The organism is Winogradskyella sp. (genome assembly GCF_965228925.1).
Taxonomy (GTDB): Bacteria; Bacteroidota; Bacteroidia; order Flavobacteriales; family Flavobacteriaceae; genus Winogradskyella.
The window spans coordinates 2,912,884-2,937,768 of record NZ_OZ245845.1 but is presented as its reverse complement, the minus strand read 5'-3'; the positions used below and the strand labels follow the sequence as shown (position 1 = coordinate 2,937,768).

General features: G+C 32.8%; 29 protein-coding genes. 28 read left to right on the top strand and 1 reads right to left on the bottom strand.

The window, feature by feature from the left end; all coding sequences use genetic code 11:
* Nucleotides 1–13 precede the first annotated feature (13 nt).
* Nucleotides 14–793, top strand: a complete 780-nt coding sequence (locus ACO052_RS12175; RefSeq protein WP_422104042.1) for a hypothetical protein — start codon at nucleotides 14–16, stop codon at nucleotides 791–793.
* Nucleotides 794–1,023: 230 nt separating this feature from the next.
* Here ACO052_RS12175 and ACO052_RS12170 read toward each other — a convergent pair whose 3' ends face one another.
* Entirely contained in the window at nucleotides 1,024–3,144 is a 2,121-nt protein-coding gene (locus ACO052_RS12170; protein WP_422104041.1) for a T9SS type A sorting domain-containing protein, read from the bottom strand.
* Nucleotides 3,145–3,755: 611 nt separating this feature from the next.
* Here ACO052_RS12170 and ACO052_RS12165 point away from each other — a divergent pair.
* The 27 genes from ACO052_RS12165 (at nucleotide 3,756) to ACO052_RS12035 (ending at nucleotide 24,832) form a co-directional block, all read left to right on the top strand.
* Nucleotides 3,756–4,304 (top strand): hypothetical protein, encoded by a 549-nt coding sequence (locus ACO052_RS12165; protein ID WP_422104040.1) that lies wholly within the window; start codon nucleotides 3,756–3,758, stop codon nucleotides 4,302–4,304.
* A gap of 295 nt (nucleotides 4,305–4,599) precedes the next feature.
* Nucleotides 4,600–5,541, top strand: a complete 942-nt coding sequence (locus tag ACO052_RS12160) for a hypothetical protein (protein WP_422104039.1) — start codon at nucleotides 4,600–4,602, stop codon at nucleotides 5,539–5,541.
* Between the two features lie 150 nt (nucleotides 5,542–5,691).
* Nucleotides 5,692–7,128: a WG repeat-containing protein gene (locus ACO052_RS12155; protein ID WP_422104038.1), complete on the top strand. Its 1,437-nt coding sequence runs from the start codon at nucleotides 5,692–5,694 to the stop codon at nucleotides 7,126–7,128.
* A 239-nt stretch (nucleotides 7,129–7,367) separates the two neighbouring features.
* A complete protein-coding gene (locus tag ACO052_RS12150) occupies nucleotides 7,368–7,763 on the top strand; it encodes a hypothetical protein (RefSeq protein WP_422104037.1) in 396 nt (131 codons plus the stop codon).
* A gap of 158 nt (nucleotides 7,764–7,921) precedes the next feature.
* Nucleotides 7,922–8,413: a hypothetical protein gene (locus ACO052_RS12145; protein WP_422104036.1), complete on the top strand. Its 492-nt coding sequence runs from the start codon at nucleotides 7,922–7,924 to the stop codon at nucleotides 8,411–8,413.
* Between the two features lie 320 nt (nucleotides 8,414–8,733).
* Complete coding sequence (locus ACO052_RS12140; RefSeq protein WP_422104035.1) at nucleotides 8,734–9,033, top strand: hypothetical protein; 300 nt, start codon at nucleotides 8,734–8,736, stop codon at nucleotides 9,031–9,033.
* 138 nt (nucleotides 9,034–9,171) lie between these two features.
* Nucleotides 9,172–10,410 (top strand): hypothetical protein, encoded by a 1,239-nt coding sequence (locus ACO052_RS12135; RefSeq protein WP_422104034.1) that lies wholly within the window; start codon nucleotides 9,172–9,174, stop codon nucleotides 10,408–10,410.
* A gap of 70 nt (nucleotides 10,411–10,480) precedes the next feature.
* A complete protein-coding gene (locus ACO052_RS12130) occupies nucleotides 10,481–11,080 on the top strand; it encodes a hypothetical protein (protein WP_422104033.1) in 600 nt (199 codons plus the stop codon).
* 102 nt (nucleotides 11,081–11,182) lie between these two features.
* Complete coding sequence (locus ACO052_RS12125; RefSeq protein ID WP_422104032.1) at nucleotides 11,183–11,584, top strand: hypothetical protein; 402 nt, start codon at nucleotides 11,183–11,185, stop codon at nucleotides 11,582–11,584.
* 9 nt (nucleotides 11,585–11,593) lie between these two features.
* Nucleotides 11,594–11,923: a hypothetical protein gene (locus ACO052_RS12120; protein ID WP_422104031.1), complete on the top strand. Its 330-nt coding sequence runs from the start codon at nucleotides 11,594–11,596 to the stop codon at nucleotides 11,921–11,923.
* Between the two features lie 179 nt (nucleotides 11,924–12,102).
* A complete protein-coding gene (locus ACO052_RS12115; protein ID WP_422104030.1) occupies nucleotides 12,103–13,053 on the top strand; it encodes a hypothetical protein in 951 nt (316 codons plus the stop codon).
* A gap of 328 nt (nucleotides 13,054–13,381) precedes the next feature.
* Entirely contained in the window at nucleotides 13,382–14,137 is a 756-nt protein-coding gene (locus ACO052_RS12110; protein WP_422104029.1) for a hypothetical protein, read from the top strand.
* 189 nt (nucleotides 14,138–14,326) lie between these two features.
* Nucleotides 14,327–14,866 (top strand): TetR/AcrR family transcriptional regulator, encoded by a 540-nt coding sequence (locus ACO052_RS12105; RefSeq protein ID WP_422104028.1) that lies wholly within the window; start codon nucleotides 14,327–14,329, stop codon nucleotides 14,864–14,866.
* Between the two features lie 60 nt (nucleotides 14,867–14,926).
* Nucleotides 14,927–15,721: an MBL fold metallo-hydrolase gene (locus tag ACO052_RS12100; protein WP_422104027.1), complete on the top strand. Its 795-nt coding sequence runs from the start codon at nucleotides 14,927–14,929 to the stop codon at nucleotides 15,719–15,721.
* A gap of 27 nt (nucleotides 15,722–15,748) precedes the next feature.
* Nucleotides 15,749–16,816, top strand: a complete 1,068-nt coding sequence (gene rsgA, locus ACO052_RS12095) for a ribosome small subunit-dependent GTPase A (protein WP_422104026.1) — start codon at nucleotides 15,749–15,751, stop codon at nucleotides 16,814–16,816.
* A gap of 153 nt (nucleotides 16,817–16,969) precedes the next feature.
* Complete coding sequence (locus tag ACO052_RS12090) at nucleotides 16,970–17,527, top strand: hypothetical protein (protein ID WP_422104025.1); 558 nt, start codon at nucleotides 16,970–16,972, stop codon at nucleotides 17,525–17,527.
* A 159-nt stretch (nucleotides 17,528–17,686) separates the two neighbouring features.
* A complete protein-coding gene (locus ACO052_RS12085) occupies nucleotides 17,687–18,322 on the top strand; it encodes a hypothetical protein (protein ID WP_422104024.1) in 636 nt (211 codons plus the stop codon).
* A 142-nt stretch (nucleotides 18,323–18,464) separates the two neighbouring features.
* Complete coding sequence (locus ACO052_RS12080; protein ID WP_422104023.1) at nucleotides 18,465–18,911, top strand: hypothetical protein; 447 nt, start codon at nucleotides 18,465–18,467, stop codon at nucleotides 18,909–18,911.
* A 201-nt stretch (nucleotides 18,912–19,112) separates the two neighbouring features.
* Complete coding sequence (locus ACO052_RS12075; RefSeq protein ID WP_422104022.1) at nucleotides 19,113–19,619, top strand: hypothetical protein; 507 nt, start codon at nucleotides 19,113–19,115, stop codon at nucleotides 19,617–19,619.
* 134 nt (nucleotides 19,620–19,753) lie between these two features.
* Nucleotides 19,754–20,248, top strand: a complete 495-nt coding sequence (locus ACO052_RS12070) for an RNA polymerase sigma factor (protein WP_422104021.1) — start codon at nucleotides 19,754–19,756, stop codon at nucleotides 20,246–20,248.
* Nucleotides 20,229–20,504, top strand: coding sequence for a hypothetical protein (locus ACO052_RS12065; RefSeq protein WP_422104020.1), 276 nt, complete (start codon nucleotides 20,229–20,231; stop codon nucleotides 20,502–20,504). The genes ACO052_RS12070 and ACO052_RS12065 overlap by 20 nt, the downstream gene beginning before the upstream one ends.
* Nucleotides 20,505–20,589: 85 nt before the next feature.
* Nucleotides 20,590–21,255 (top strand): ClpP family protease, encoded by a 666-nt coding sequence (locus tag ACO052_RS12060; RefSeq protein WP_422104019.1) that lies wholly within the window; start codon nucleotides 20,590–20,592, stop codon nucleotides 21,253–21,255.
* 205 nt (nucleotides 21,256–21,460) lie between these two features.
* Nucleotides 21,461–22,015: a hypothetical protein gene (locus tag ACO052_RS12055; RefSeq protein WP_422104018.1), complete on the top strand. Its 555-nt coding sequence runs from the start codon at nucleotides 21,461–21,463 to the stop codon at nucleotides 22,013–22,015.
* A gap of 16 nt (nucleotides 22,016–22,031) precedes the next feature.
* Nucleotides 22,032–22,178: a hypothetical protein gene (locus ACO052_RS12050; protein ID WP_422104017.1), complete on the top strand. Its 147-nt coding sequence runs from the start codon at nucleotides 22,032–22,034 to the stop codon at nucleotides 22,176–22,178.
* Nucleotides 22,179–22,204: 26 nt separating this feature from the next.
* On the top strand, nucleotides 22,205–22,618 hold the full coding sequence (locus ACO052_RS12045) for an immunity 22 family protein (protein WP_422104016.1): 414 nt from the start codon (nucleotides 22,205–22,207) through the stop codon (nucleotides 22,616–22,618).
* 219 nt (nucleotides 22,619–22,837) lie between these two features.
* Nucleotides 22,838–23,626, top strand: coding sequence for a hypothetical protein (locus tag ACO052_RS12040; protein ID WP_422104015.1), 789 nt, complete (start codon nucleotides 22,838–22,840; stop codon nucleotides 23,624–23,626).
* A gap of 147 nt (nucleotides 23,627–23,773) precedes the next feature.
* On the top strand, nucleotides 23,774–24,832 hold the full coding sequence (locus ACO052_RS12035; RefSeq protein WP_422104014.1) for a helix-turn-helix transcriptional regulator: 1,059 nt from the start codon (nucleotides 23,774–23,776) through the stop codon (nucleotides 24,830–24,832).
* Nucleotides 24,833–24,885: the final 53 nt, after the last annotated feature.

The window sequence follows — 24,885 nt, the reverse complement described above, 5'->3', positions numbered from 1 at the left end:
AAAAACACTAACCATGAACCAACTAAAAACACTTGCAACTTTAGTTTTAATTCTCTTCGCATTTTTCGCATTTCCACAATCGCCAAGGTTTACTATAAAGTCAGATGGTATGGAAGCCATAAATTATCTTCAAATGGACGACTTTTACCTCACGCATCATTTATATATCGACTTGTTTCTGAGAGAAAATTTGTTTCCGGATGCCACGGCAGATGAAGTTTCGACAATACTGAGTGCCATAAAGACTTATGTTGCTGAAGACAGCCCCTTAGAAATTGAAGTTAAAAAGCCCGGAAAAGCAAATTATATCATTAAGATGGCCATCTTAAAAAAAGATGATATGGAATTGTTAATAGCCTTTACCAACTGGAGCCCCCAAAAGAAGACATTTGAAAAAGAGATAAAAATGGAGAACGACTCTTATACGAGATGGTACTTCCTCAATGACGATAAAATGACCTATCGTAAGGATATGTCGGACCAAAGCGATTACAACAGTTTGGAAAAGGTCGATTTAGTAAATGCATACCTATTTGACGAACTCCTAGATAATGACGAACTTATAGAACCCACTATTGAAGCGCTTCTTAAGGATGATGGCTTAGCCGTAGAAGATAGGATTATGGCCCAATTAATCTGGTTGAAATATGCCATTTTAAAGAGAGATTCTGAGAAGATCGCCTCACTGGTTGATGATTTAAGGCAACAATTTGAAACTGACGTGACCCATAATTTAAGAGGTTTGGAAGTGGCTTTTAAAGCTACCGAGTTTCAGATTGAATTAATGAAATAATTGGGTTTGAAATTAAAGCAACTAAAAAAACTCATCGAACTGAACAAAAGAGGTTCAAATTATAGAAAAAGTAAAAAATCAATCAGATTCTACCTTTATTCTATACATACCTGTAAAAAAACAAAACTTTAATCTACTTCCCGAAGTAACACTATAGAACTAAATACTTGTTCTTTCTGTGCTTAACCTCAGTTGCATAATATTCTGAACTGAATCATCATATACTTAAATTATTGTTTTATAATTCTTACCGAATAATGCCTTAAACTATCCTGAATAGAAACTAAATATACTCCGCTGATTAAATTCGATAAATCAACTTTTATTTTACTCTTTCCACTTTCTTCTATTACAACTCTGCCTAAGGCGTCATGCACTTTTATAGTATAACTTTGTGAATAATGCCCACTAATATTTATGATTCCTTCCGTAGGATTTGGGTAAATAACAATTGTATCAAACACCTCATCATCAACAGACAAAATACAATTGTTTGAAACTTCACTAACACTACTACAACCCGAGTTATTACTTTCAATTATTGCACTGCCATTATTTGCCAAATGAATACAAACGGACTCAATATCGCAATTGCTTAAAGTGTTATTATATTGAATCCGAACAAATTCAGAAATAGTTCCAAGATTGGCCACCCCATCTATATTGTTTAATACTGGATTGTCATTAATAATTAAATTACCAATTGCAGAATTAATATTCTCCAAGCCATTTAAGCTAACAAGATTATTGTTATAACCGATAAATATATTGTCTTCAACTGTGCTTAAATTACTTAAATGAGTGAAATTCAATAAAGCTGTGTTATTAAAACCTATCACTTTCGCCGATTCTAAATTATTAAACCCAGAAATATTATTTAAACCAAGACTACTTCCAAAAAATAAATTAGACCCAAGATTAATCAGGTTATTAAAACCACTTATAATTTCTAGATTTGGATTATACCAAAAAATAAGCCCTGAATTACCATCAAATTGGTTGATTGTAGTTAAACTATTAAATCCACTTATTTCAAAAAGTTGATTGTTATAAAAAAAGTTTACACTTTTATCAACGGAGACCAATTGCTGAAAGCCACTAATGCTAATCAGGTTATTATTTGATTCAAATTTCACCTCTTCGCCTACTGAGACTAATTCATTAAATCCACTTGTTTCAATTAACCCCATATTATCCTGAATAACCAATGATTCCCCAATAGAAATCAGGTTGTTAAATTCATTTAAGAGCGTGATATTTTGGTTGTTATAAATCCATATTCTATTCGATACATTTGTTAAATTATCAAATCCTGATAATGTTTGCATAGAATTATTCAATATAAACAAAGCTCCTTCTATCTCTAATAGATTTTCAAAACCAGTTAAATTACCAAAATCATTAGATGAAATAAACAAATCCCCAGCTAAATTATTCAGCTGATTAAATCCATTCAAATCGCTAATTCCGTTGTTGCTCGTAATAGTTAAGCTTCCTTGAATTTCTTGAAGATTATCTAAACCTTCAAAATTATTGATTGAATTTGAACCTATATAAACATCTGACCCAATTAATTCTAGTGAGTTTAAGCCAGTAATTTGATTTAACTGGTCATTTCCATTGACGAAAAGACTTGAATCAATAGAGACGAGTTCGTTAAAACCAGATAAACTAATCAATGCATCATTATTTATGATACGAAGTTCGCCTTCCAATTGACTGGCCATACTCATTCCACTAATTACTGTTAAATTAGAGTTATTAAGAATATTAACATTACCTTCAATAGTCGCAACTGCGTTGAAACCAGAAATTTCATTTAAACCAACGTTTTGAAATATAAGATTAGATCCTATAGTATTTAAAGCGTCAAATTCAGTAAACGTACTTAAAAGTGGATTATCTATCAATCTCACTTCTCCTCCTATGCTTTCTAAACTGCTAAAACCACTAAATGAATTTAAATTTTCATTATCTTCTATTACAAAACTTGCACCAATAGATAATAAACTTTCAAAACCACTAAAATCAGAACTAGAACTGGATGAAAAAGTGAAACTACCACCAATAGAAACAAGGCCATTTAAACCAGTTAAATCCATTGATTCTGGAATATTACTTACTGCAAGATTACCAGTTACCGAAGTTATGTTGCTCAATCCATTTAAATTGAGAATCAGATTATTATAATTGGATACCTCGAGATTACCACTAATTTCTGCGCAATTTGGATAATTTAGCATAAACGCATCAATATCCGTTTGTGTGTAAAAGCTAACACTTCCTGTTGGACATTGAGCAGTAACTATAAAAGAAAATATCAAAAAGTGTAGAGCTAAAAATCTTTTCATGTTAGTTTATTTCAAATCGAACTTATTGTTACCTTATTTCATTCAAATAAATGTAAGAAAATTTTTATTTAATAATTAAGCTTTCCTGTTAAAAAGAGATTAAAAAGTGCCTGTAGAGATAATGTATTAGGTCCTAATATCATGATTGAATTAGGTTATGTAGCAACGAAACTCGGTCGGAATAAAATAATTATAGTTTTAAATATTAATTCGAATAGAATTAAGGTTTTGCCTTTCTACATAAGACAAGACCCTATTTTATGATATGACATTAATACAATTAAAGAAATAACTCAAACATCCAATTAAAAAAAATAGATAACTGTGGCCAACCAAGTGTATAGCTCATTGCGCTGAAATTCCACACCTATGCTAGCCCACTTCGCCGAAGTAGATCGGCTACGAAGGCTGAAAAGCTTCGGTGTTCACTGTCGAAATGTCAAGCCTTTTTGCTAAATTTATGGTTTGCTGCGCCAGTTCGCTTCGCTCGTGTCAGTTTGGTATGTAATTGTAAAGTTAAGTGCTATCCCGATAGTCCCCATTGCTATCGGGATCGGGACGCGCAACTACTAATAGCCGAGACCGTTAACTACAATTTTTGAACACAAGCAATGAATAATAAAATTTCTTCACTTTTATACGAACTCCTTGCTATTGATTGGAACAAAATTGATAACCTAGAAATGATTGAACAGGTAAATGAAATAAAAAGAATTCATAAGCAATTCAAAAAAATTATAAAGCTAGAATCTAAAAAAAATGATTTTAACTATGATTCAATCCATCAGTTTCTAAATATTTATCATGAAAAGAATTCAAAAAATATCTTCATTGGTAAGAATAAATTATTTGTAAACTCTTTTTTGTTAACTAGTCAACTAAGAGATATTTTACGGAAAATCGAATTCAATGAATTCAAGAAAATCACAAATTATCCAAAATGCGAGTGTGCAATCAGAAATAAATTTAAAATAGATCCAAAGCACAAGTATCTGAACGAAATCGGATGCAATTTTGATGGATATTATGACACATATATTTATAAATGTTCAAATTGTGGATTTGAATGGATGGTTACCCTCGATGATGAAAATGGTTTAGGATATTATAAACCATGGAACAAAATGGATTATCCTATTAACAATAAAAACTGTAGCTAATAACGTGTATAGTTCATTGCTCGGAAATTCCACACCTAAGCTAGCCCACTTCGCCGAAGTAGATTGGCTACGAAGCCTGAAAAGCTTCGGTGTTCACAGTCGGAATTGCTTCACCAGTTTGCCACTAAAAGTGGCTCGTGTCATTGCAATTTGCTATCTTTCGGTTACGGCGGAAAATCAGCTATGATTTTATTCATGACATATCTATTTTATATTAAGGTATTCATGAATCTGGCAGATTTCCTCAACAAGCCATACACAAAACCATTAGGGTTAATTAAAACAAGCTCCCAAAATGAACAAATTTTTTAGAATGCTAAGGAAAATACTTATTTACACCTTCTCTTTCTTAATTCTGCTAATCGTCAGTGGTTACATTTATCTGTACGTACTTCCAAAAGGACCTGAAATTACCGAGTCAAATAAAATAAATGTTGGAAAAGACTCATTTGTTATTTACGCTTATGAGAATAGTAAGCGCAAGTCAATCAAAGTATGGACTTACAAACCCGAAAGTTGGAAAGACCAAGATAAAATAGTGTTTGTAATGCATGGTGGAGGACGTAATGCAGATGACTACCTCGATGCTTGGGTAGAATTAGCTAAAAACAATAATTTACTCATAATAGCACCTGAATTCGAAAACAAGTTTTCAAAGTATACGACCAACGACTATCAAGAGGGTAATTTATTTACCTTTTTCGGAACTAAAAACCCAGAAAGCGAATGGGCTTATACGGTAGTTGAAAACATATTCGACTATATCAAATCGGTCAATGATATTACAAATAGCCATTACGACATTTTTGGACATTCAGCTGGCGGCCAATTCGTTCATAGGATGATAATGATTAGGCCCGAATCACGAATTGGAACAGCCATTGCGGCAAATGCTGGATTTTACAGCCTTCCAGACAAAAATCTTGCATTTCCATATGGACTCAAAAAAACAGACATCAAATTGGACAACGAGATACAAACGGCGTACAAAAAGAGGTTGATTATTCTATTGGGCGAACAGGACAATGACCCAAGTTTAGGAACTTTTAGAACAACTGAATTGGCAATGCAACAAGGCGCACACAGACTTGAACGTGGAACTAATTTTTTTAATACAAACAAGAAGCTAAGTGAGCAAAACGAATGGTCATTCAACTGGAAAATTGACACCGTTAAAAACGTAGGTCATGATTACAGGAAAATGTCGGAAAATTCAATTAAATGGATAAAAAACTAACCCTAACACGGTGTAAAAGTAATAGTGGTTTGAGTGTCAACTCGAATCGCTTTTTAATTTAATTAAACTGTATTGTAGTATGAAAGTAGTTGCATAAAATTCCGCTACTACTCATACACGAGACCGTTGATAGTAATTATAAAGAACCCTATGAATAGATTATTTACATTTATATTAATTCTGAATATGTCTTTATCTTGTAGCCAAGATGCTAAAAATGGAGATAACATAAAAAAAGCAAAAGTTCTATCCACAACTACTATTCATTCAGAAAACTCAAATTCTAATAATCAAAACATTGAATCAGAAGAAATATACCCATTTAATGATGAAAATTATCAATATGGTTATATGAATTCACGTGGTCAAATTGTTATTAAACCTCAATTTGAATTAGCGTGGTTTTTTCAAGGAGAAGATGTTGCAAAGGTTAGAAATAATGGAAAAATTGGCTATGTAAATAAAAAAGGAGAAGTTGTAATTGAGCCACAGTTTACTAAAGCAACGAGCTTTGAAAATGCTAGTTATGCTAGGGTCAAGAAAAATGGGAAATATGGAATTGTTAGTAATAAAGGGAAAATAATAGCTGAACCACAATTTGAATCTACTGGTTTCGGTTCTTCTGCTGATTTAATGATAATTGAACAGAATAGAAAGTATGGATATATTAATATGCAAGGTGAAGTTGTAATTCAACCACAGTTTGATTATACCAATGGATTTAGGAATGATTTAGCCGCTTTTAGACAAAATGGGAAATGGGGTTTTGTAAATAAACAAGGTGAAATTGTTATAAAGCCTCAATTTGATGCAGCATATGATTATAAGTTTAAGGAAGCTACTATTGTAGCTGTAAAGTTGAATGGGAAATATGGTTATATCAACAAAAAAGGAGAATTTGTAATTAAGCCTCAATTTGAAGATGCTAAGAGTTTTGAAAAGTATAATCTCGCAGCTGTGCAACTAAAGGGTAAGTGGGGCTATATAAATAAATCTGGAAAATTTGTTATTAAACCACAGTTTGATAATGCTTATAATTTTTATGATAATAATTTAGCTTGCATAAGTCAAAACGGGAAATGGGGATTTATAAATAAAAAAGGTGAAATTGTTGTTAAACCTAAATTTGACAGAATTTATAATTGTATTAAAGGCGATTTTTCTAAGGTAGAAAAAAATGGAAAATTTGGTTATTTCAATAAAAAAGATAATTATCTAGTATCACCACAATTTGACATAGCTTATCTCGATTTTGATAATTTTGGTTTGACACCAGTAAAATTAAATGGTAAATACGGTTACATAAACAAAACTGGAAAGTTTGTTATCAAACCTCAGTTTGAATTTGCTGACAAGTTTGGTGGACTAGGCATCGGAAGAGTTAAATTAAATGGAAAAATTGGATTTGTAAATAAATTAGGAGAATTCGTGATTGAACCAATTTTTGATAATGGTTATTGTATAGAAGGAACTGGACTGGTCACTGTACGATATGGTAAACGGAGAGGTTTAATTAATGAAAAAGGTCAGTTTTTGGGTTTTACAAGAGAAGACATTAAAAACGAATCACAAAAATCTAAGGAATAACAATTATTAATTTAACTACTGCCAACAATGTCTATAAGTAATAGTGGTTTAAGTGATAACACCAAAGTATAAACATAAAATAAAGGCCAGTGCAATCCCGATAACTATCGGGACGAAAGGTTTGTGAGTAGAAATCTCTGTCTGCCGACGGGCAGGCGCTACTACTCATACACAAAGACCATTACCATACATTAATAAACAATGAACAAACTAAAAATAGGTTCCCTAATTTTGAGCTTTTGGAGCAGCTTAAATTTTTTTCCTTCACTTTATGTTGTGATAAGTATCCTTTTTTTGAAAAACACCCACCTGGATTATATGCAATACTAAGGGAAGAAGAGATCAAAATGATGAGTCAGGAGATGCTAGCGACTGTCGATTCTATTGGTCTTTTTGCAAATTTATCTGTGGCCGCCTTAAACTTATTGATTCTAATAGCAATTTGGAAAGGACTTAATAAAGGAAAGGTTTGGGTATTTTGGGCCTTGTTGGCATCGTGTATCGTTGCGATATTGGCAGGAGTAGCTGCCGATTATGCTCTGTATTTTGCTTTTCCCGAAGTAAATATGATATCAGCGCTAATCTGTGCAATAGGTTTTGTATTTGCAGGAATTGGACTCTTTAACAAAACATAAAGCGCATGGTAACAACTTGTATAGCGCATTGCGATGGAATTCACCATTGGCGAATTCATTGCAATTTTGCTACTTTAGTGTTTCATCGGAATGTTTCCGCAACAAGCCATGCACAAGACGTTGGCACTAATTATTGTAAACCGTAAATCCAAAATAAAATGAAAAGTTTATTATTTGTTTTTCTGATATTACTTTTAATTTCTTGTGAAGAAAAGAACGATCAAACTAAGATGAATTCGACTGAGAAAGATAAAATAAATATTAAAGCTGAATTAGCATCAATCGAAAAGACCCGTGCAGAATTCCAATTAGCGATTAAAGAAAAGCGCTATGCTGATTTAAAAGAATTTGGGACCAATGACATTATTTCATTGACCCCAATTTGTGGGACTTGGGAAGAATATAAACGACTTAGAAATGAACCTTTAGGTTCTTTTAGTTATGACAGTCTTATAATGAAGCCGAAGGAAACGATTATAGTAAGTGATAGTATTGCATATGATTTTGGAACAAGTTCAATGTACTACACCAATGCAGAAGGTGAGCCAGTAGAAATTCATGATACATTCTTAGCTATTCTTAAAAAAGATAAAAGTGATGGAAAATGGAAATTGCATAGAGAAGTAGCTACAACAAATATGATGGAATAAAAACTATTGCCTACAACGTGTATAGTTCATTGCTTCTGATTTTCCTTTCGGTAAACCAAAGCTTCTGAACATTAGGTGTTTCTTTTGCTATCTTTAGTGTGAACGTAACGGACCATACACGAATATGTTGTGCACAAGCAGAAAAAATGACGATAACAAAAAACAATTTTAAAAGTCCTCATATCTACATTCTCTATACATTGTTTATTGTTTTGGGAATTGGATTTTTGATTTACTATTATTTCGAGGGTAATAAAGATTATTTATATATATCTATTGGAATTTTCGTGTTTCTTGGAGTTCTATTTTCAATTGGATATATGACTAAAATTCGGATTGAAAGAAAAGGAATTATTCAAAGTTCATTATCAAAAGACTACTTGTTAAATTGGAGCGATATAAAGACAATTGGCGTTTACAGGGTTAATAGATATGGACTTAAAATTATCGATCCTAAAAATTACAATAAATTCAGTCTTTTAGGACAAAAGTTTATTTTCATCTCTACCAAACAAAATTATTTACCAAAACGCAATCAGAACTCATCGTCCGACTTTATTCACTTCCATTGGAGAAAAGAAGCTTGGGATGAAATCAAAAAGTATCATGAAAATGATTAATAGCCCGCACGCAACAATGTATAACCGCAATTTGCTCACGCCAGTTCGCTGCAATAGCGTCATTGTGGTTTAGTGTCACATCAAAATAAAAGTATAAATTAAAGGCTGATTGCGTTGTGCATCATTTGACCAAAAGCTATGTGTATTAAAAATGAAAAATTAATATTTTGTACTTGTTCCGAAAAAGAAGACAAGACATCAGACCATTATGTTAAAGACATCTATTACACTTGGCTTCTTACGTCTTATATAGGTTATAGAAAGTCTAGAATAAGAGGTAAAATTTTAATGCCCTCAAAGGATTTGGGGCAAGGATTAACACTAACCAGAATACTTAATATGCTTAATTCTGATTTAAGCTATTTTGATTTTGATTATCATCCAAAGGAATTAGATTGCTTACATATCGACAACGGCTTAAAGCATCCTTATTACCAATATTTTAGTGTTATTTATAAAAATAACCTTTGGCAACAAGGTAGAAATCCGGCCTTTGTGTCTATAACTAAAACCATAGCTCAAGGAAGAATTTTAAGAGAAGTTTCAGAACCAAAAAAGACCAATAGTTGGTTGGTATCCCAAGAAAAACTTTCAGTGAGTCAATTATTCGACAACCTATTATCCGACAATAATGATGAAGAACAAAGGCAATTCATCACTGCTTTGGCAAACAGATTTCCAAAAGCATCTTTTCAAAAAGCGCTTTACTTATGCAATGTCAATTCTATAAAAGATAAAATTTCAGGGTTTCGTTTAATGGCTGAATTATATGAATCTGAATATAATTTGGAACAAATAAAATCTTTTCTATTTGATAAACTTAGTTCGGAAAATGAAAAAGAAATTTTAGAAATCCTGCTATTTGCATTAACCTCAAATCTCAATGTACTTGGTGATAAGGAAATCAAAAGCTTATTGTCCTTGAAAGAAAGAAGTGATAGCTTTAAACTGCGCTTAATGGATGTATTCAGTGGCTTTAATCACCCTTTAGTTGTGGATTATTTTATAGAAATATGCAGAGATAATAATTGGGAAGTAAAAGAAGAAGCCATTATGAATTTAAGCCATGAATACGATTGGGATACACCAGAAATCAGAAAAGTATTGTGGGAGAACGCAGAGAATCAACACAAAGTACTAAGACAATATGCCATTTATGGACTAGCCAACCGAAAAGATAATAAGATAAAGTCAATTTTGGAAAAAGAGCTTCAATCCATTGATAATAATGATGCTCTTATTCTCGAAGCTATTGAAGAATTGGGAGATTTAAATATGATTCCTTTGTTAGAATCCAAATTAGAAAAAATTGACAAGAACAAACACCTTTCTAAATTACTATTAAAAACCATTCAAAGAATGAAAACGAATGCATAACATGGTGTATAAGTAATCGCGGTTTAATTGATAAAACGAAACTAAAAACATGAAGCAAAGCTTATTCTAAATGAAAGTACATTTGAAAAACGACTCAATACTGAAAAACTACAATGAGGAGACCAAACCCTCGGAGATTTTTAAAGAAGTTTGTCATTTGATTGGCAAATATTATTCAGAAAAAGGATGGAAATATTATGGCGGTAGACCGAAAATAAAGCGAGAATCAAATGATTTAATAATCGAAATAAATTTTTGGAGTTCCCACAGTAATATGGCGGGTTCATATGTTCAATTGGAAATACTACCATATGTAAGTTCTAAACAGTTAAGAAAGTGGATTAAAGAACATGAGATTGGAAGAAATCCTACTATTTATGCACCAAAAACATATTCGTTTAGACATAATAATGTTTTTGGAATTACAGAAAGCGGATTGTCGTCTCTACTAAATGAAATGGACAATTTTATTGAACAACATTTGAATATAGAAAATAATGATAAATTTATTGAAAAGGTTTTTCAAGATCTAGAAGAGAGTGTTAGAGATAATTTCGCTTGTTATTTTGCTATGAAAAAAGACAAAAGAATGTTTGATGTTATAGACTATCAAAATGGTTTTAGCATTGACAAAATGACGACCGACAAATTAAGAAAATACTATGGCTAACAACATGCATAGCTCATTGCGGCTGAACTCCACATCTACGCTAAAGCATCGAACTAACGAAGTAAACCATAGCCAAAACCATTGTAGGTAATTACAAAAAATATGGAGGAAGATTTTTGTTTTAAATGCGGAACTAAATTGCTTTTCTCACTAGATTCTAATACTATTCTTTCTAGTGAATGTAAAAAATGTGGACAAGGTTATGCCAAGGAAAAAGGGAAAACATTAATTGATAGTAGAAAAGATTGGTCTTTTGCCATTCCTCTTTACGCGATAATTTTTGAAAAAGAAAAAGTATCTCATCAAAAAATAAATCAGATGGCATCGGGCTATCTTGAATATGATAAAAGATATATAAAAGTATTAATTGAAGATATTGATGAGGAACTGATTAATCCGAAACGAAAACTAACAGCTTTTCATGATATGCTTGGAACAGAAGAAATTGCAAGGGATTATCTTAAAAGATTATCCATGGAAATCAAAAATCGACTCGAAGAATAAAAAAAGGAAATGACAATAGAAAAACTGACTGAACTAGCAGAAAAGGAAAATAAGCTTACAAAAGCTGAATTAGAACTCAAATTAACTGAATTGAAATCTCTCAATTGTCGAATTTTGGAATGTATCGTATATGTAAGAGCTAATCAGAAGTGTTCATTATCTGAGGCCAAAGAAATCGTTGTGAATTCATCAGCTTGGATTAAACAAAAAGACGAATTTATTAGACATCAACAGGAACAAATGGCAGAATTTATAGAAGCTGCTAAAGATGATATTGAGAGTATAAAGCAAACATATGCTGCTGGAAAAACAGAAACTATAATAAAAATGAAAAAATAACGCCCTACAACAATGGCTATAAGTAATTGCTCGTTATTCGCTACTTTGGAAATTCCTGCGGAACTTCCAACTTGGTGTGTAATTGCAAAGTTTATTGCTATCCCGATAGTCCCGATAGCTATTGGGATCGGGACACGCAACAACTCATAGCCGAGACCATTAGCTACAATACTTCCCAAATGCACGAGAAAGAAGCAAAAGAAATCATAAAAAAATATGTTTTAGAAAACTTTGATGAAAGATGGCATACTGAGCCGTTATTTCTTAGAGAATATTATGACTTTTTTAAATTCTATATAAACTCTAAAGAATATGTTGAGACTGGCGAATTTGGAAAACAATTTGTTGGTCTTGGTGGTGCCTTTATAAGTAAAAAATTCAAAGAAATTGTACAATATGGCTCTGCACATCATGGCATAACAGAGGAATATCTACAAACTGAACATAAATTATCCTTAATAAGGACAAAATATAAGATAGACCGTGCGGATTACCATTATAACGTTTTTATCCAAAACATAACGGACGAAAAAAAAGCTTCAAAGTACATCGATGGTATCTGGATTCATTCATGGCAGCCAACCTTCGAAGAAATGAAAAGTCAAAATAGTTATAAATTATCTTCCATTGATTACTTCGGGTTATTAAACTTACTTTACTTTAACATAATTAATCCGTTTTGCGAAATATCTTATGAAAAAAAAATACTCATTGGACATGATGATATTAATGAGCTAAGACAATTTGAGTGTATTAACAATTATCACTCAGAAGATAATCTTTTTCAAGAGTATATGCTGCATAAAGTAAACACTGCACGCCCTGCTTTTTCATTAGAAAAATGTTATGGTGCAAGCGTAACAGAAGTTTATGAACACGAACAGTTTTTACAATATGCATTAATAGCTCGTTTTCGTTATTATGGGTATGACGACCAAACTGGTTTTGAAGGATTTTTATGTTATTATGACAATGAGATTGAGCAAAGAATAAAGGAAAAGAATATGTCATTCGAATATGTAAAAGGCAAAGACATACTATTTTTCTTATTCATGAACACTATCACGCCTTTTTGTAAAATAGAACTCAACGTGTTGAATGACGAAAATATACAGCAGCTAAAAACGTGAATAGCTCATCACGGCTGAATTCCCCACCTAGGCTAGCCCACTTCGCCGAAGTAGATCGGCTACGAAGGCTGAAAAACTTTGGTGTTCACAGTCCGGAATTGCTTCACCAGTTCGCCACTAAAAGAGACTCGTATCATTGCTATTTGCTATCTTTCAGTTACGGCGGAAAATCATAGCTTATTTTACGTAACGAGCCATACAGGAGACCGTATCTGGTAATTTGACGAAGTCGAAATTGACCGCTTCACTAATTCAAAATAATCGTTAGCTCATTCTCGATTTTAATTTCCCAACAACGGATTTAAATTTGATAAAGACTTTTAAGATTATGACGAAATTAAGCTTTATCTTATTGCTGATTAGTTCACTGTCTTTTGGGCAAAAAACCGATATTCAAGAGTTGATTAATCAGGTTGCTAAAGCTGAAGTCCCTGAAAATTTCAAGTACTATTATTTAGTTCCCAAAAGCCTTGAACAAGAAAATATTTATGATTCACTACAAAATTATCAAATCCGAGAATTAAAAATGGTTGATGAGGACTTTTCAGAAACCTTCATTAGCACACAATCGAAAAAAGAGACTGTCAATTGGAAAAATTACAATCTGAATAAATCAAAATTAGTTGCTGACGCGCACAATTATAATAACAGGTTGTCACCACCGCAAACAAAAAAAATAAAATTCGTCAAATACAACATTGACGAAAAGGAATATGACAGTCTCGTCGAGTATAAAGAGCCATATACTCTAATCATAAAAAAGAAATGGTATTGGAACAAAAACAGAATTTGGAAGAATAAAAGACTCTACGCGAAATTTATTGAAAATTGGAAAATGGATGACAAAAACAATCCAGAAGAAACAATCTATTATCATTTTTCCAAACCAATATTTTCTAAAAATAAAAGACATGCGCTACTCTCTTTTTTTAAGCAAAGACGTTGCAATGGAAATGGATTTACTGGACTTTACAGAAATGACAACGGAATATGGAAAAAGCTAATAGAGTTTAACCAAGTAGCATCCGAAACAGTTTCAACACACATAAGATGCGAGCAAATAAAACAGATTGCGTTTGAATGAAAAACTACTGGCAACAACCTATAAAATTAATTACTAGTACAAGCCTACTTACAAAAAATCTCGTGGATTTTCTATTCAGTTTGTATTTACTAAATTAGTTGCTGAAACAGCGTAACTCATCTTATACAAAATCGTTGTGCTAAATACAGAAATCCCATCACCTTTGACTATACCTCGTCGCAATTTGAGATGAAAGAAATAGAAAGAACTTGGTTAGAAGCTGGCTACAGATGTTTTGCCCATAAAGGGCCAGAAGGCCTTAAAGTAGAAAGACTGTCCAAAGAAGTTGGGAAAAACAAATCTTCTTTCTATCATCTATTTGCTGACTTAGAAATCTTTACAGAACGATTGTTAGCGTTACACTTGGGTCAAGCAAAAGCTATTTCAAAAAAAGAATCAACTGCAACGAATGAGAAGGAATTAATATCCATAATCCTTGAACACAAAGTCGACCTTTTATTTAATCGCCAACTGAGAGTTCATAGAAACAACCCCCAATTTAAAGAATACCTTGATCACATCATTCAATTTTCCGTTCAGGGATTACTTCCCGTGTGGAAAAACATCATTTCCTTAACGGAGAATGGTGCTTTGGCACAAATGGTCCTGCACCTTAGCTTGGAGAACTTTTATCTTCAAATTACGGAAGAGACTCTGAATGAATCGTGGCTAAAGACATACTTTGCGAGTATTCGGCAAATGGTATTCCTTTTCAAAAAATCAAATTAGACGGTAGCGACTAAAATCTGATTTACAATCTATATAGTTTTGCCCAAAGATTAAATAGGGATGAAACGAAACACGTTACATTTTTTGACAGTCTATTTGGTGTTATTAGTCAATCAAAGTTGTACCATGGTTAAAGTTGCCATAAGCGAAAAGAGGAATCCGGTTCCACAGCAAGTATCAATTGGAGAAAAAACGACCCTTACCACATGGGGTGCGATTAAAGTAAATAAATCTCACTTCTTTCCTTCGAGTTTTCAGTTAAAAACTGATGATAAAGTCATTTATATTGACCCGGTAGAAGTTGGAAATACTGAACCCGCAGATTATATTTTAATCACACATGCACACCCGGATCATTTCTCTCTTAAGGACATTAAAAACCTTCTGAAAGTTGAAACAAAAATAATTTGCACAAAAGAAGTATCAAAAAAACTGAAAGGTATTACAAACACCATACATATTGTAAAACCTAATGAGCAATTAGAGTTTGAAAAATTTGGTGTTGAAACAACGCTGGCCTATAATACGAAGTCCGTTTTTCTATGGATTAAAGCTCATCCCAAATCCAAAGAAAATGTAGGCTATATCATTACGTTAAAAAATGGTTTAAAAGTATACCACGCAGGTGATACTGATTATGTTCCTGAAATTAAAAATCTAATTGGTATTAATGTTGCTTTGGTACCCATTGGAGGTGACAACCTAACGATGAATGAAGAAGAGGCCGCTGAGATCGTAAATGAAATCAAACCTGACATTGCCATTCCGATGCACTATGAAATCAAAAATCTTGAAGAATTGAATCGGTTTGAAGCATTGGTTAATCAAAAAATAAAGGTCATTAAATTAGACTAAAAAATTAATTGAAAATAGGATAACGACATGAGGATTCAGGACTTGGGATATAACGATCATTTCAAGAAGTCAAAAACAGAAAAAAACCTTGAGGGCTTGGAAGTTGGACGTGTAATAGCCGAGCACAAGGAAAGATATATTGTCAAGAATGAAAAAGGCGAATTTGAAGCTGAGATTACCGGAAACTTAAGGTTTTCGGCCAACGGCCGTAACGATTTTCCTGCCGTTGGCGATTGGGTCGTATTAATCACTCATGATTCCGGTTTAGCACTCATTCACAGCATCTTACCTAGATTATCGGTTCTTTCGAGGCAGGCCGTTAAGAAGTTTGGTGAGCGGCAAATAATTGCTTGTAATATCGACTATACGCTCATTGTACAGTCGGTCAACAGAGACTTTAATATTAACCGATTGGAACGTTATTTAACGCTCTGTCATACTTCCAAAATTAAGCCGATAATCGTTGTTTCAAAAACTGATTTAACGAACGAGCAGCACTTGAATGATTTACTTGGCAAAATAAACAGCAGAATAAAAAATGTGCCTGTCATCCATCTAAGCAATGAAACTCAAATCGGAGTAGATAAATTGAAAAAGCTACTTTATAAGGGAAAAACGTATTGCCTTTTAGGCTCATCAGGTGTAGGAAAGTCCTCACTTATCAACAGCTTGCTTGGAGAAAATCGGATGAAAACGGATACCATTAGTGAAAGTGTTGATAGAGGCAAACACATTACAACGTATCGCGAGTTAATTCCATTGGTAAATGGCGCCCTACTTATTGACAATCCGGGTATGCGTGAAGTTGGTATTGCAGATAGTTCAGGTGGACTGGAAAGTACGTTTCAAAAAATACATGACCTGTCCCAAGATTGTAGATTCTCAGATTGTACCCACACCTCGGAAAGAGATTGTGCCGTTAAGTTAGCGATAGAAAATGGTGAAATAGACGCATCTTATTTTCAAAACTACTTGAAACTGGAACGGGAAAAGGAACACTATGAATCCACTGTTGCTGAAAAACGCAGAAAGGACAAAGATTTTGGAAAAATGATAAAACGCTACAAGAAAACAAGAAAATCAAATAAGCACTGAGCACGACATTGTATAATCGTAATGCGGGCGAAAATGCTAAATTTTAACAAATTGGATATTAAAAAATAAGGTTAACCTGAAAATGAAGTACTTTTAACTCAGCACTTCGTTTATACTTGAACGTTGTGCGCCATTTAAAAAACTAACTCTGAATTGAAAAAACTACTGACAATAACATTATGTTCAATTTTAGTTTCTTGCGGAGTTAAGAAGAATGAATCGGAATTTGAAGAAGTAATTATTGACAAACAAATGGAAAGTAATTTGTTTGATTCAACTGACTTTATGCTCAACCCTTTGACATTGAAAACGGAATCTGGATATGACAATGTCCCTGATTCAACTAAATATGTTATTAAGTCTAATGCTATTGTAAATAATGATAGTTTGAGATTAATGAGGTTTGCGGAATTAAAACGAATTGATTCTGATACTCTTGAATTGAAAATATTTGAGACTAATCCAGCATATAGTCAACATTTGACCGTAAAAATAGTTGACAATCAATTTAAATCGGATTTTAATTATTGGATGTCAGGACCACCAATCGACCCGAAAATTAAAAGATTAAAACAGAAATTAATTGTAAAATCAATTCCTAAACAAAAAGGAGAAATGATTTTTGGCAAATTTTATTTTAAAGGAATTTGTGAATCCGATTGTAATGGAGAAGTTGAAATTAAAGGTGATTTTAAAGCCGAATTAGAATAAAAAACGAACACATAACATAGTGTGAGAATAATTGCTTGATTCTAGCCTACTCGGGAAATCCGAAGAATTTTCCTTAGGTTCGTTCCATTTTTGTTAAGTTAGTTGATTAATTGCGCAACTATCCTTACACAAACTGTTAGTACCAATTTAAAGCAACCCATGAAATTAATACATTGGTCATCTAAGGAGCATAAAGAAAGCATACTTGAAAAGGGAATTAAAATTTCTGACACTTGGACTTCTTGCTCAATCTTGACACCTTTTCATAATCTGAATCGCTGGTGGGTTGACTTCTTGCTTAACAAGAAAGAACAAATTGGATTCGTATTTGAACTATCAGAATCTGACTTTCCTATTGTTCATTCACATTGGTGCATTGATTCTTATCAAAAACAAGATGACGATTTAAATGTAATTGAGGAAAAGAGATATAATTTATCAGAAATATTAAGAGATAATCCACGTGCTGTTTTTAAAAATCTATCTGAATTAAAGGAAGACTATAAAAGAAATATTATTTGGAGGATTGGAGGAACGATAAGTGAATTGGGGAAAGATTCAAACGAGTTAGTTTATCAAAACGGAATTGACTTGTTAAACTCTGACTCAAAAAAAATATATGAATTTTTGGATAATCCTGAATTCATGGAATTTGTCTTTGAGGATTTTGAAGTTTTACTTTTTAATGAAATCAAACCCGACCGAATTATAAAAGTAGTATCGGAAAATGAGGAATATTTATATTCGGAATTAATTAATGAAATAAAAACTGGTGTTAACAATCTCAAAAAATAGCTCTGAAATTTGAAATTCACTCGAATTAATTAACTTTAGGCTGAGGTGGAAAACGACCAGGGTCCTTTCCCTCAACTTATCATACACAAAACCGTTAGCAACATGCCGTAAACTTCACCTTGAAAATGAACATATTGAAAAAATGAAGCTAAAAACAATAATAGTAGCTATGGGAATTTTATCATTTTTATTTGGCTGTAAAAAAGAGAATAGATATACAGACAAGCACGGAAACGTTATAATTGAAAAAGGTGATAAAACTTACATAATACCCGCCGAATATGAGAAAACTGGGGCATCTTATAAAATATTTTTACGGAATGAAACTGATAAAACGGTGAGTATAAAAGACAAATTCACTCTTAAACCCAATGAAGAGAAAATATTCGAATTTGTAGATACAGATTCAATCCTATTTGACTTTGGAGCTAAAATATTTTTTGGGGATACAGGGCTTGAAGTTGATGAAAAAAAAGGTGAAATAGCTGGAATTGGCGGTGAATATTGGGAAAAGTACAAAGTACCTGATGATGTGGAATATGGATTCGTAATAGTACCACCAGGCGAGGGAGACATGCCGATTGAATAAAAGTCAGTTGCCAACAATGTATAACCGTAATTAAGGCGGATTCGACTACCGTTAGACAAAGCCTGTATCGTACTTGTCGAGATGCTCAGGGCAGGCTCAAACGAATTACTCGGAATCGCTAAGGCCAGTGCTTAACCTAAAAACAATAACTAAAAAACCCGTAACTGACGGTTATACGAACCGTTGTACACAAGCAGAAAAATGGAACTCATAGGTAGAATAAATAGAAGAAAAATATACTACGTTCAGATAAGAAATAATTCTGAATGGAAATCTTCTTTACCAAAGAATGATTGGGTAGCATTTACAATAGCCAATAAAGAAGATGAAGAGTTGGTTCCGCCATCGGTCAAAGTCTGTATGGACAAAAACGTCTCGTACACCTGTAGTGCTGGAACGTTAGCACATTGGACTGAAAACTATTTTGATGAGGAAATAGCTTGGAGAGGAGTCGATTATGAAATGCGGACAAAACAATCATTTGATTATGAAAAGTCACCCGTTACGACGGCTCATAAGAATTTTGGAGAAGGGTTTTGGTTTGCTTCTACTCTTGCAAAAGATGACAATTTTGACATAGATAAAGTTGTGTGTATTGACTTCACCAAGCGGAAAGTGAAAAAACATTTGACCGACTTGATTAAAAAAATTAATAATGGTTGGTTGCCGAGTGATGAGGAAATTGAATTGGCAGAATATGACAATTGACAAAAAAGCCAGCGTACAACAACGTGTATAGTTCATTGCTTTGAATCAACACAAAATTTCATTTCCTAAAAAAGTCACCCAAATAAGGTGATTTTAATGTTGATTTCAGTACTTATAATAAAACGGATTTTAAAATGGAAAGAAAGGAACTAATCAAACGATGGTATATATCATATTTTCCAAAAGTCGCATCCTTTATTTCAAAAAGAGGCGGAACTTTGGAAGATGCGAAAGATATTTTTCAGGAAAGTCTAGTGATTCTATACGAAAAAAAGAACACGGAATTCAATTTAAACGAAGACGCTTATCTATTTGGAATTTGCAAAAACCTTTGGTTTAAATATTCAAATAATACCTCAAAATTCCAAAACGGAAATATGGATTTCCCTGAATTACTTGAACCTTCAGTTGATGAAAACCGCCTCATAAAGTTATTGAATTCGGCAGGTAAAAAATGTATGCGTTTATTGCAACGTTTTTATTACGACAATCAAAAAACCGAAATCATAAGAGAAGAATTTGGCTTTTCTTCCAATCATTCAACAGCAGTACAGAAATACAAATGTTTAGAAAAAATTCGTGAAACCGTTAAACAAAATTCCTTGAAATATGAGAGTTTCTTTGAATAAAATCGCACTGATTGAAAAACTCATTTTCAATTCGAATTCTTTAAATCCTGAAGAAAAAGCCTTGTTCGAATCATACAAAATTTTGGATGCCAATTTTGAGCTTGAAATTGAGAATCAGAAAAGAACAGTTGACTTAGTCCTAAAATCGGGTAGAATGGAATTGAAGAGAGAAATTAATGAAGTTCATGACAGTTTGTTTCACCCAAATTCAAAAAATGCCCTTAAAAGCAGAATATTAAATCTGTTCTGTAACTAATTATTCATCACTGTTTTACACCCATATATTTCTTTTCATTTAAAAGAAACAGTACCCGTTTTGACTAGATTTTAAAACATATAATATGAAAAACTTAAACCAAGAGTTCACAAAATATGCAAGACTGGAACACGGCATAAATTCCACAAGTTCAGAAAAGTACATTATACAATCCTTGACACCTTATATTGTTGAAGAAAGGATGTTGAACGTCGCTCAAATGGATGTCTTCTCACGTTTGATGATGGACAGGATTATTTTTTTAGGTCAAGCAGTGGAAGACCACACCGCAAACATCATACAAGCACAATTACTCTTTCTACAATCTCTTGATGCAAAAAAGGACATTTCACTTTACATCAACTCACCAGGAGGTTCTGTCTATGCAGGGTTTGGGATCTACGATACAATGCAGTATATAAGTCCCGATGTTGCCACAATTTGCACAGGAATGGCAGCATCCATGGGATCGGTATTGCTTTGTGCAGGGGCAAAAGGTAAACGTTCTGCGTTAAAACATTCAAGAGTGATGATTCACCAAACTTCCAGTGGTGCTCAAGGAACTGCAAAGGATATTGAGATAAGCGTAAAGCAAGTATTAAAGGTCCAAAATGAATTATTTCAGATTTTAGCAGACCATTCGGACAACGATTTAGAAAAAATCAGGGAACTTTCCGATAGAGATTATTGGATGACTGCCAAAGAAGCAAAAGAACTCGGATTTATTGATGAAATCTTACTTAAAACCTAAGTTTTAGATGGTGTAAACGTATCTGACACAAGTTGAGAGTGAGGTATACAAGAACAACGAACCGCCAACAATGTGTACAAGCCATAACGGAGTTCAGGACTTTTTTATGGCTTTTTCGTATATTCAAGGACTGCTCTAAACCAAAAAGTAAGCGTGCTAAATCCGCTATGACTAATATACGAAACCGTTGTATGTATTCTGAAAAATGAGAACAGAAGAAGAATGTAAACCTACTCAAAGATTTTTATTTTCTGATGAACTATTATCAGAACAAGCAGTTTATGAGTTAAGGAATGAGGTAATAAAAAGATTCGAAAAAAGAGAAAAGGATAGTCATTATCATAAGTTTATTAATTGGACAAAAAAGGAAAATGAGGTCGTAATTTTTACACTTTATGCGTATGCTGACTTTGAAACACCGAAAGCATTCGACTGCTTATTCGATTTAAACCATCCAAATGATTATATTAATTGTAATTTCGAACTGACCCAATCTTTATATGAAGGATTTTATCCAACAGGGATAATTGATCATGGTCATAAACATATGTGCATATTTGAGTTCGAAAATGGAATTCCAGAAATCATTAAAAAGTTGCACATGGCTAAGGGATTGAAATATGATGTTCCAAAAAACTCATTTCAATTAGGAATTTGTAATTCTGTGGACTTTGAGTTAATAAAGGAATATCGACAGAACTATTTATCATTAAAAGAAAAATATGGACATGACTGGTGGAAATACGACAAAACCGAATAAAAGACTACACAGAGCAATGACTATAAATAATGACGCCGTTCTCGCTTATCCTTCGACAGAATCCGTATCGAGCTTGTCGAGATATTCCGGGCAGGCTCAAGCGAACCCTCCCGGTAGTCCCGATAGCTATCGGGATCGGGACACCCAACTACTCATAGCCTAGACCGTTTGCAAAAATTTTAAGAATTGATGAATAAGAAAGTAATTTGTGTTTGGATTGGAACTTTTGAATCCGAAAATAAACTTTACCAGAACTATCTGAATTTTGATTATGAAAACGAGGATGAGCCTGAATCTGAGTTCGGAAAAGATGCTGGGCTTGAATACTATGATGAAGATTTTATGGAAAGTTGGTGGTTTGACGAACTGAAATTGAACAAACTCAATGACTATAAAGACGACTTACTCGATTCCGAATATTTTTTCAACGAACTCCTTACAGAATTAAAAAATCGAGATTTAACTAATCGGAATTTCATTTCATTTATGTTTGGAGAAAATGGAGAACACGCAACAAATGAAATGCTGTTTGAATACAATGGAATGGATATCAATAATAAACCGATTGCGTTTGTTTTTAAAAAAGAATATGAACCAAAATAAAAAACGATTTACCAACATGTGTATAGTTCATTGCTCGGAAATTCCACACCTACGCTAGCCCACTTCGCCGAAGTAGATCCGCTACGAAGGCTGAAAAACTTCGGTGTTTACAGTCGGAATTTCTTTCGCTTCTGAACAAAGGGTTCGCTCCTATTTGCTATCTTAGTAATAACGCAATTAACCTTAAACTAACATGTTGTAGCCAATTAAAGAAATACTATGTTTAATTTATTTAGAAAGAAAAATAAAACTACTATCAATTCAAAAATTAGGATTGAAAAAACCACAGATGGATTTGTTGGAGATTTTTGGAATGGTTACTTAGGATTTGAAGAACATGGTGCTAATAATTTTGCACAAGAACTAACAGCTTGTACTATGGAATATGGTCATATCATTAGTTCTAACGCTTCAATTATCGTTTCAAGATTAGATGGAAGCCATTCTTCAATTTTTATGTATTCTAAAAATGAGTCTATACTTTCAGCCTATCCAATTTTAAAATCAAAGAATTCAATTTCATTCCAAACTATCAAAATAATAGAATGGGAGCATATGGAAAATTTAGAAGCTCAAATTGAAGGGAGAGGAGAAAATAAATTTGGGATTTCATTTTTCGCAGATGATTACGTCTTAAATAAAAGAAAGTATCAAGAAAATGAAAATTTAAGAGTCGTTTTGACAGGCTTTGTTATTACTGCTGAAATTTTTCAGCCAAGTGAAGGATTTGCAGATAATTTTGTTGCCTATATGCCTAATAGCGAATATGGAAAATATTCAGTAATGGATTATGTTGGGGAAGTAAAAAACGTTTCATTTGTTAACGAAGATATCTACGGAATTAATATTGAAGGTTATGTTATGACCTTAATTCTAGTAAGGTCTGAAGAAGAAAATGTTTATTTTGAACTTGATGTTTTTCTAAACAAGAACAATACGGAATTAAACGACATTAAAGTTGGGGATAAACTTAGTGGAATGATTAAATTATCTGGAAGAATTGAATAAAACTGGCTACTGCAGTGGCCATAATTACTTAATTCATTTCACTTTGGCCCGTCTTGAGCATCTCGACGAGCTCGATACAGGCTCAGTTGAAAGGCTCGTTTCAAACAAAATCATAGCCGATACCATTAGCAAAAATTACCAACCTAAATGCAAAAAGTAGAAAAATTTTCACCAGAAATTAATAAAGTGTACTTTATAGAGAGTCATACTTTAATACATGTACTTTCTGGTACAGGAAGCATTCAAGTTGATTTTAAGAACTATTTTGATTGGCAAGAAAAAGCTATTTTTTTAGAAAAAGGGCAATACATTAAATTTCTATCTGATGATTTTGTAGTAAGAAGAATTGAATTTTCTAATGAGAGCAAGTTTTATAATAATGATGTAAGAGTATTGTTTAAGCACCTAATTTCTTTAGGTTATATTGACTTATTAGAATGCAATGAATGCAATGCCTTTCTCTCTGAAACTGCATTGACGGAAAATTCAGCGGATATTATTGATGTGTCTTCTAAACAATGGTTCTGGCAAAACCCTTTTAAGGCTAATAAAGAGGAATATCAAGTTATTTTTGATACTAAAGATATTATTGACCAAGAGTACAACAATAATTTAACTAGCAATGACCTAGTAAGTCATATTAATGACAGAGGCTATAATGCACAAGCACTAATCAAAAATAAAGTAGGATTAACCGTAAAAAATTTAATGCAAACAAAACGACTTCAAGAAAGTCTTAAAGAGGTGGCGTTTACTGATAAAAACATTCAAGAAATTTCTTATGGTTTAGGGTATAAAGATGATGCTTATTTCAATAGAGTCTTCAAAAACTCAGTAGGCCAAACGCCTAAACAATTTAGAGAAAATTTCGATTTTGAAAGCAGAGATATATTTTCACAAGATATTTTAGAACTTTTACAAAAATACCACACAAAAGAAAGGTCGCTTCAATTTTATGCTAATGAAATGAATCTTTCAATAAAAGCATTATCTAATAAAGTTAGGGCAAAAATGAATACGTCATTAGGTCAACTTATACGTTTAGAATTGATCAATTCTGCTAAATTAATGCTTCTTGAAGGTCAATCCATCGCAACAATCTCTAGACAATTGGGCTTTGAAGAACCAAATCATTTTTCAAGATTCTTCAAACATTATTCTAAAATTACACCCACCGAATTCAAATCAAAAAAGTACAATTCTTAGTCCTTTTTTTGTAGCAACTCAGCTTTAAAACCATCGCATCTTTGCAGTGTAAC

Bases quoted from the DNA above. Each gene is read 5' to 3' on its own strand.
- ACO052_RS12065 (WP_422104020.1), top strand. From the start codon at position 20,229: ATGAGAGTTTCTTTGAATAAAATCGCACTGATTGAAAAACTCATTTTC.
- ACO052_RS12160 (WP_422104039.1), top strand. From the start codon at position 4,600: ATGAACAAATTTTTTAGAATGCTAAGGAAAATACTTATTTACACCTTC.
- ACO052_RS12105 (WP_422104028.1), top strand. From the start codon at position 14,327: ATGAAAGAAATAGAAAGAACTTGGTTAGAAGCTGGCTACAGATGTTTT.
- ACO052_RS12130 (WP_422104033.1), top strand. From the start codon at position 10,481: ATGAAAGTACATTTGAAAAACGACTCAATACTGAAAAACTACAATGAG.
- ACO052_RS12055 (WP_422104018.1), top strand. From the start codon at position 21,461: ATGAGAACAGAAGAAGAATGTAAACCTACTCAAAGATTTTTATTTTCT.
- ACO052_RS12070 (WP_422104021.1), top strand. From the start codon at position 19,754: ATGGAAAGAAAGGAACTAATCAAACGATGGTATATATCATATTTTCCA.
- ACO052_RS12125 (WP_422104032.1), top strand. From the start codon at position 11,183: ATGGAGGAAGATTTTTGTTTTAAATGCGGAACTAAATTGCTTTTCTCA.
- ACO052_RS12175 (WP_422104042.1), top strand. From the start codon at position 14: ATGAACCAACTAAAAACACTTGCAACTTTAGTTTTAATTCTCTTCGCA.
- ACO052_RS12100 (WP_422104027.1), top strand. From the start codon at position 14,927: ATGAAACGAAACACGTTACATTTTTTGACAGTCTATTTGGTGTTATTA.
- ACO052_RS12085 (WP_422104024.1), top strand. From the start codon at position 17,687: ATGAAATTAATACATTGGTCATCTAAGGAGCATAAAGAAAGCATACTT.
- ACO052_RS12135 (WP_422104034.1), top strand. From the start codon at position 9,172: ATGTGTATTAAAAATGAAAAATTAATATTTTGTACTTGTTCCGAAAAA.
- ACO052_RS12035 (WP_422104014.1), top strand. From the start codon at position 23,774: ATGCAAAAAGTAGAAAAATTTTCACCAGAAATTAATAAAGTGTACTTT.
- ACO052_RS12080 (WP_422104023.1), top strand. From the start codon at position 18,465: ATGAAGCTAAAAACAATAATAGTAGCTATGGGAATTTTATCATTTTTA.
- ACO052_RS12170 (WP_422104041.1), bottom strand. From the start codon at position 3,144: ATGAAAAGATTTTTAGCTCTACACTTTTTGATATTTTCTTTTATAGTT.
- ACO052_RS12060 (WP_422104019.1), top strand. From the start codon at position 20,590: ATGAAAAACTTAAACCAAGAGTTCACAAAATATGCAAGACTGGAACAC.
- ACO052_RS12045 (WP_422104016.1), top strand. From the start codon at position 22,205: ATGAATAAGAAAGTAATTTGTGTTTGGATTGGAACTTTTGAATCCGAA.
- ACO052_RS12140 (WP_422104035.1), top strand. From the start codon at position 8,734: ATGACTAAAATTCGGATTGAAAGAAAAGGAATTATTCAAAGTTCATTA.
- ACO052_RS12155 (WP_422104038.1), top strand. From the start codon at position 5,692: ATGAATAGATTATTTACATTTATATTAATTCTGAATATGTCTTTATCT.
- ACO052_RS12145 (WP_422104036.1), top strand. From the start codon at position 7,922: ATGAAAAGTTTATTATTTGTTTTTCTGATATTACTTTTAATTTCTTGT.
- ACO052_RS12110 (WP_422104029.1), top strand. From the start codon at position 13,382: ATGACGAAATTAAGCTTTATCTTATTGCTGATTAGTTCACTGTCTTTT.
- ACO052_RS12165 (WP_422104040.1), top strand. From the start codon at position 3,756: ATGAATAATAAAATTTCTTCACTTTTATACGAACTCCTTGCTATTGAT.
- ACO052_RS12050 (WP_422104017.1), top strand. From the start codon at position 22,032: ATGACTATAAATAATGACGCCGTTCTCGCTTATCCTTCGACAGAATCC.
- rsgA (WP_422104026.1), top strand. From the start codon at position 15,749: ATGAGGATTCAGGACTTGGGATATAACGATCATTTCAAGAAGTCAAAA.
- ACO052_RS12040 (WP_422104015.1), top strand. From the start codon at position 22,838: ATGTTTAATTTATTTAGAAAGAAAAATAAAACTACTATCAATTCAAAA.
- ACO052_RS12120 (WP_422104031.1), top strand. From the start codon at position 11,594: ATGACAATAGAAAAACTGACTGAACTAGCAGAAAAGGAAAATAAGCTT.
- ACO052_RS12115 (WP_422104030.1), top strand. From the start codon at position 12,103: ATGCACGAGAAAGAAGCAAAAGAAATCATAAAAAAATATGTTTTAGAA.
- ACO052_RS12075 (WP_422104022.1), top strand. From the start codon at position 19,113: ATGGAACTCATAGGTAGAATAAATAGAAGAAAAATATACTACGTTCAG.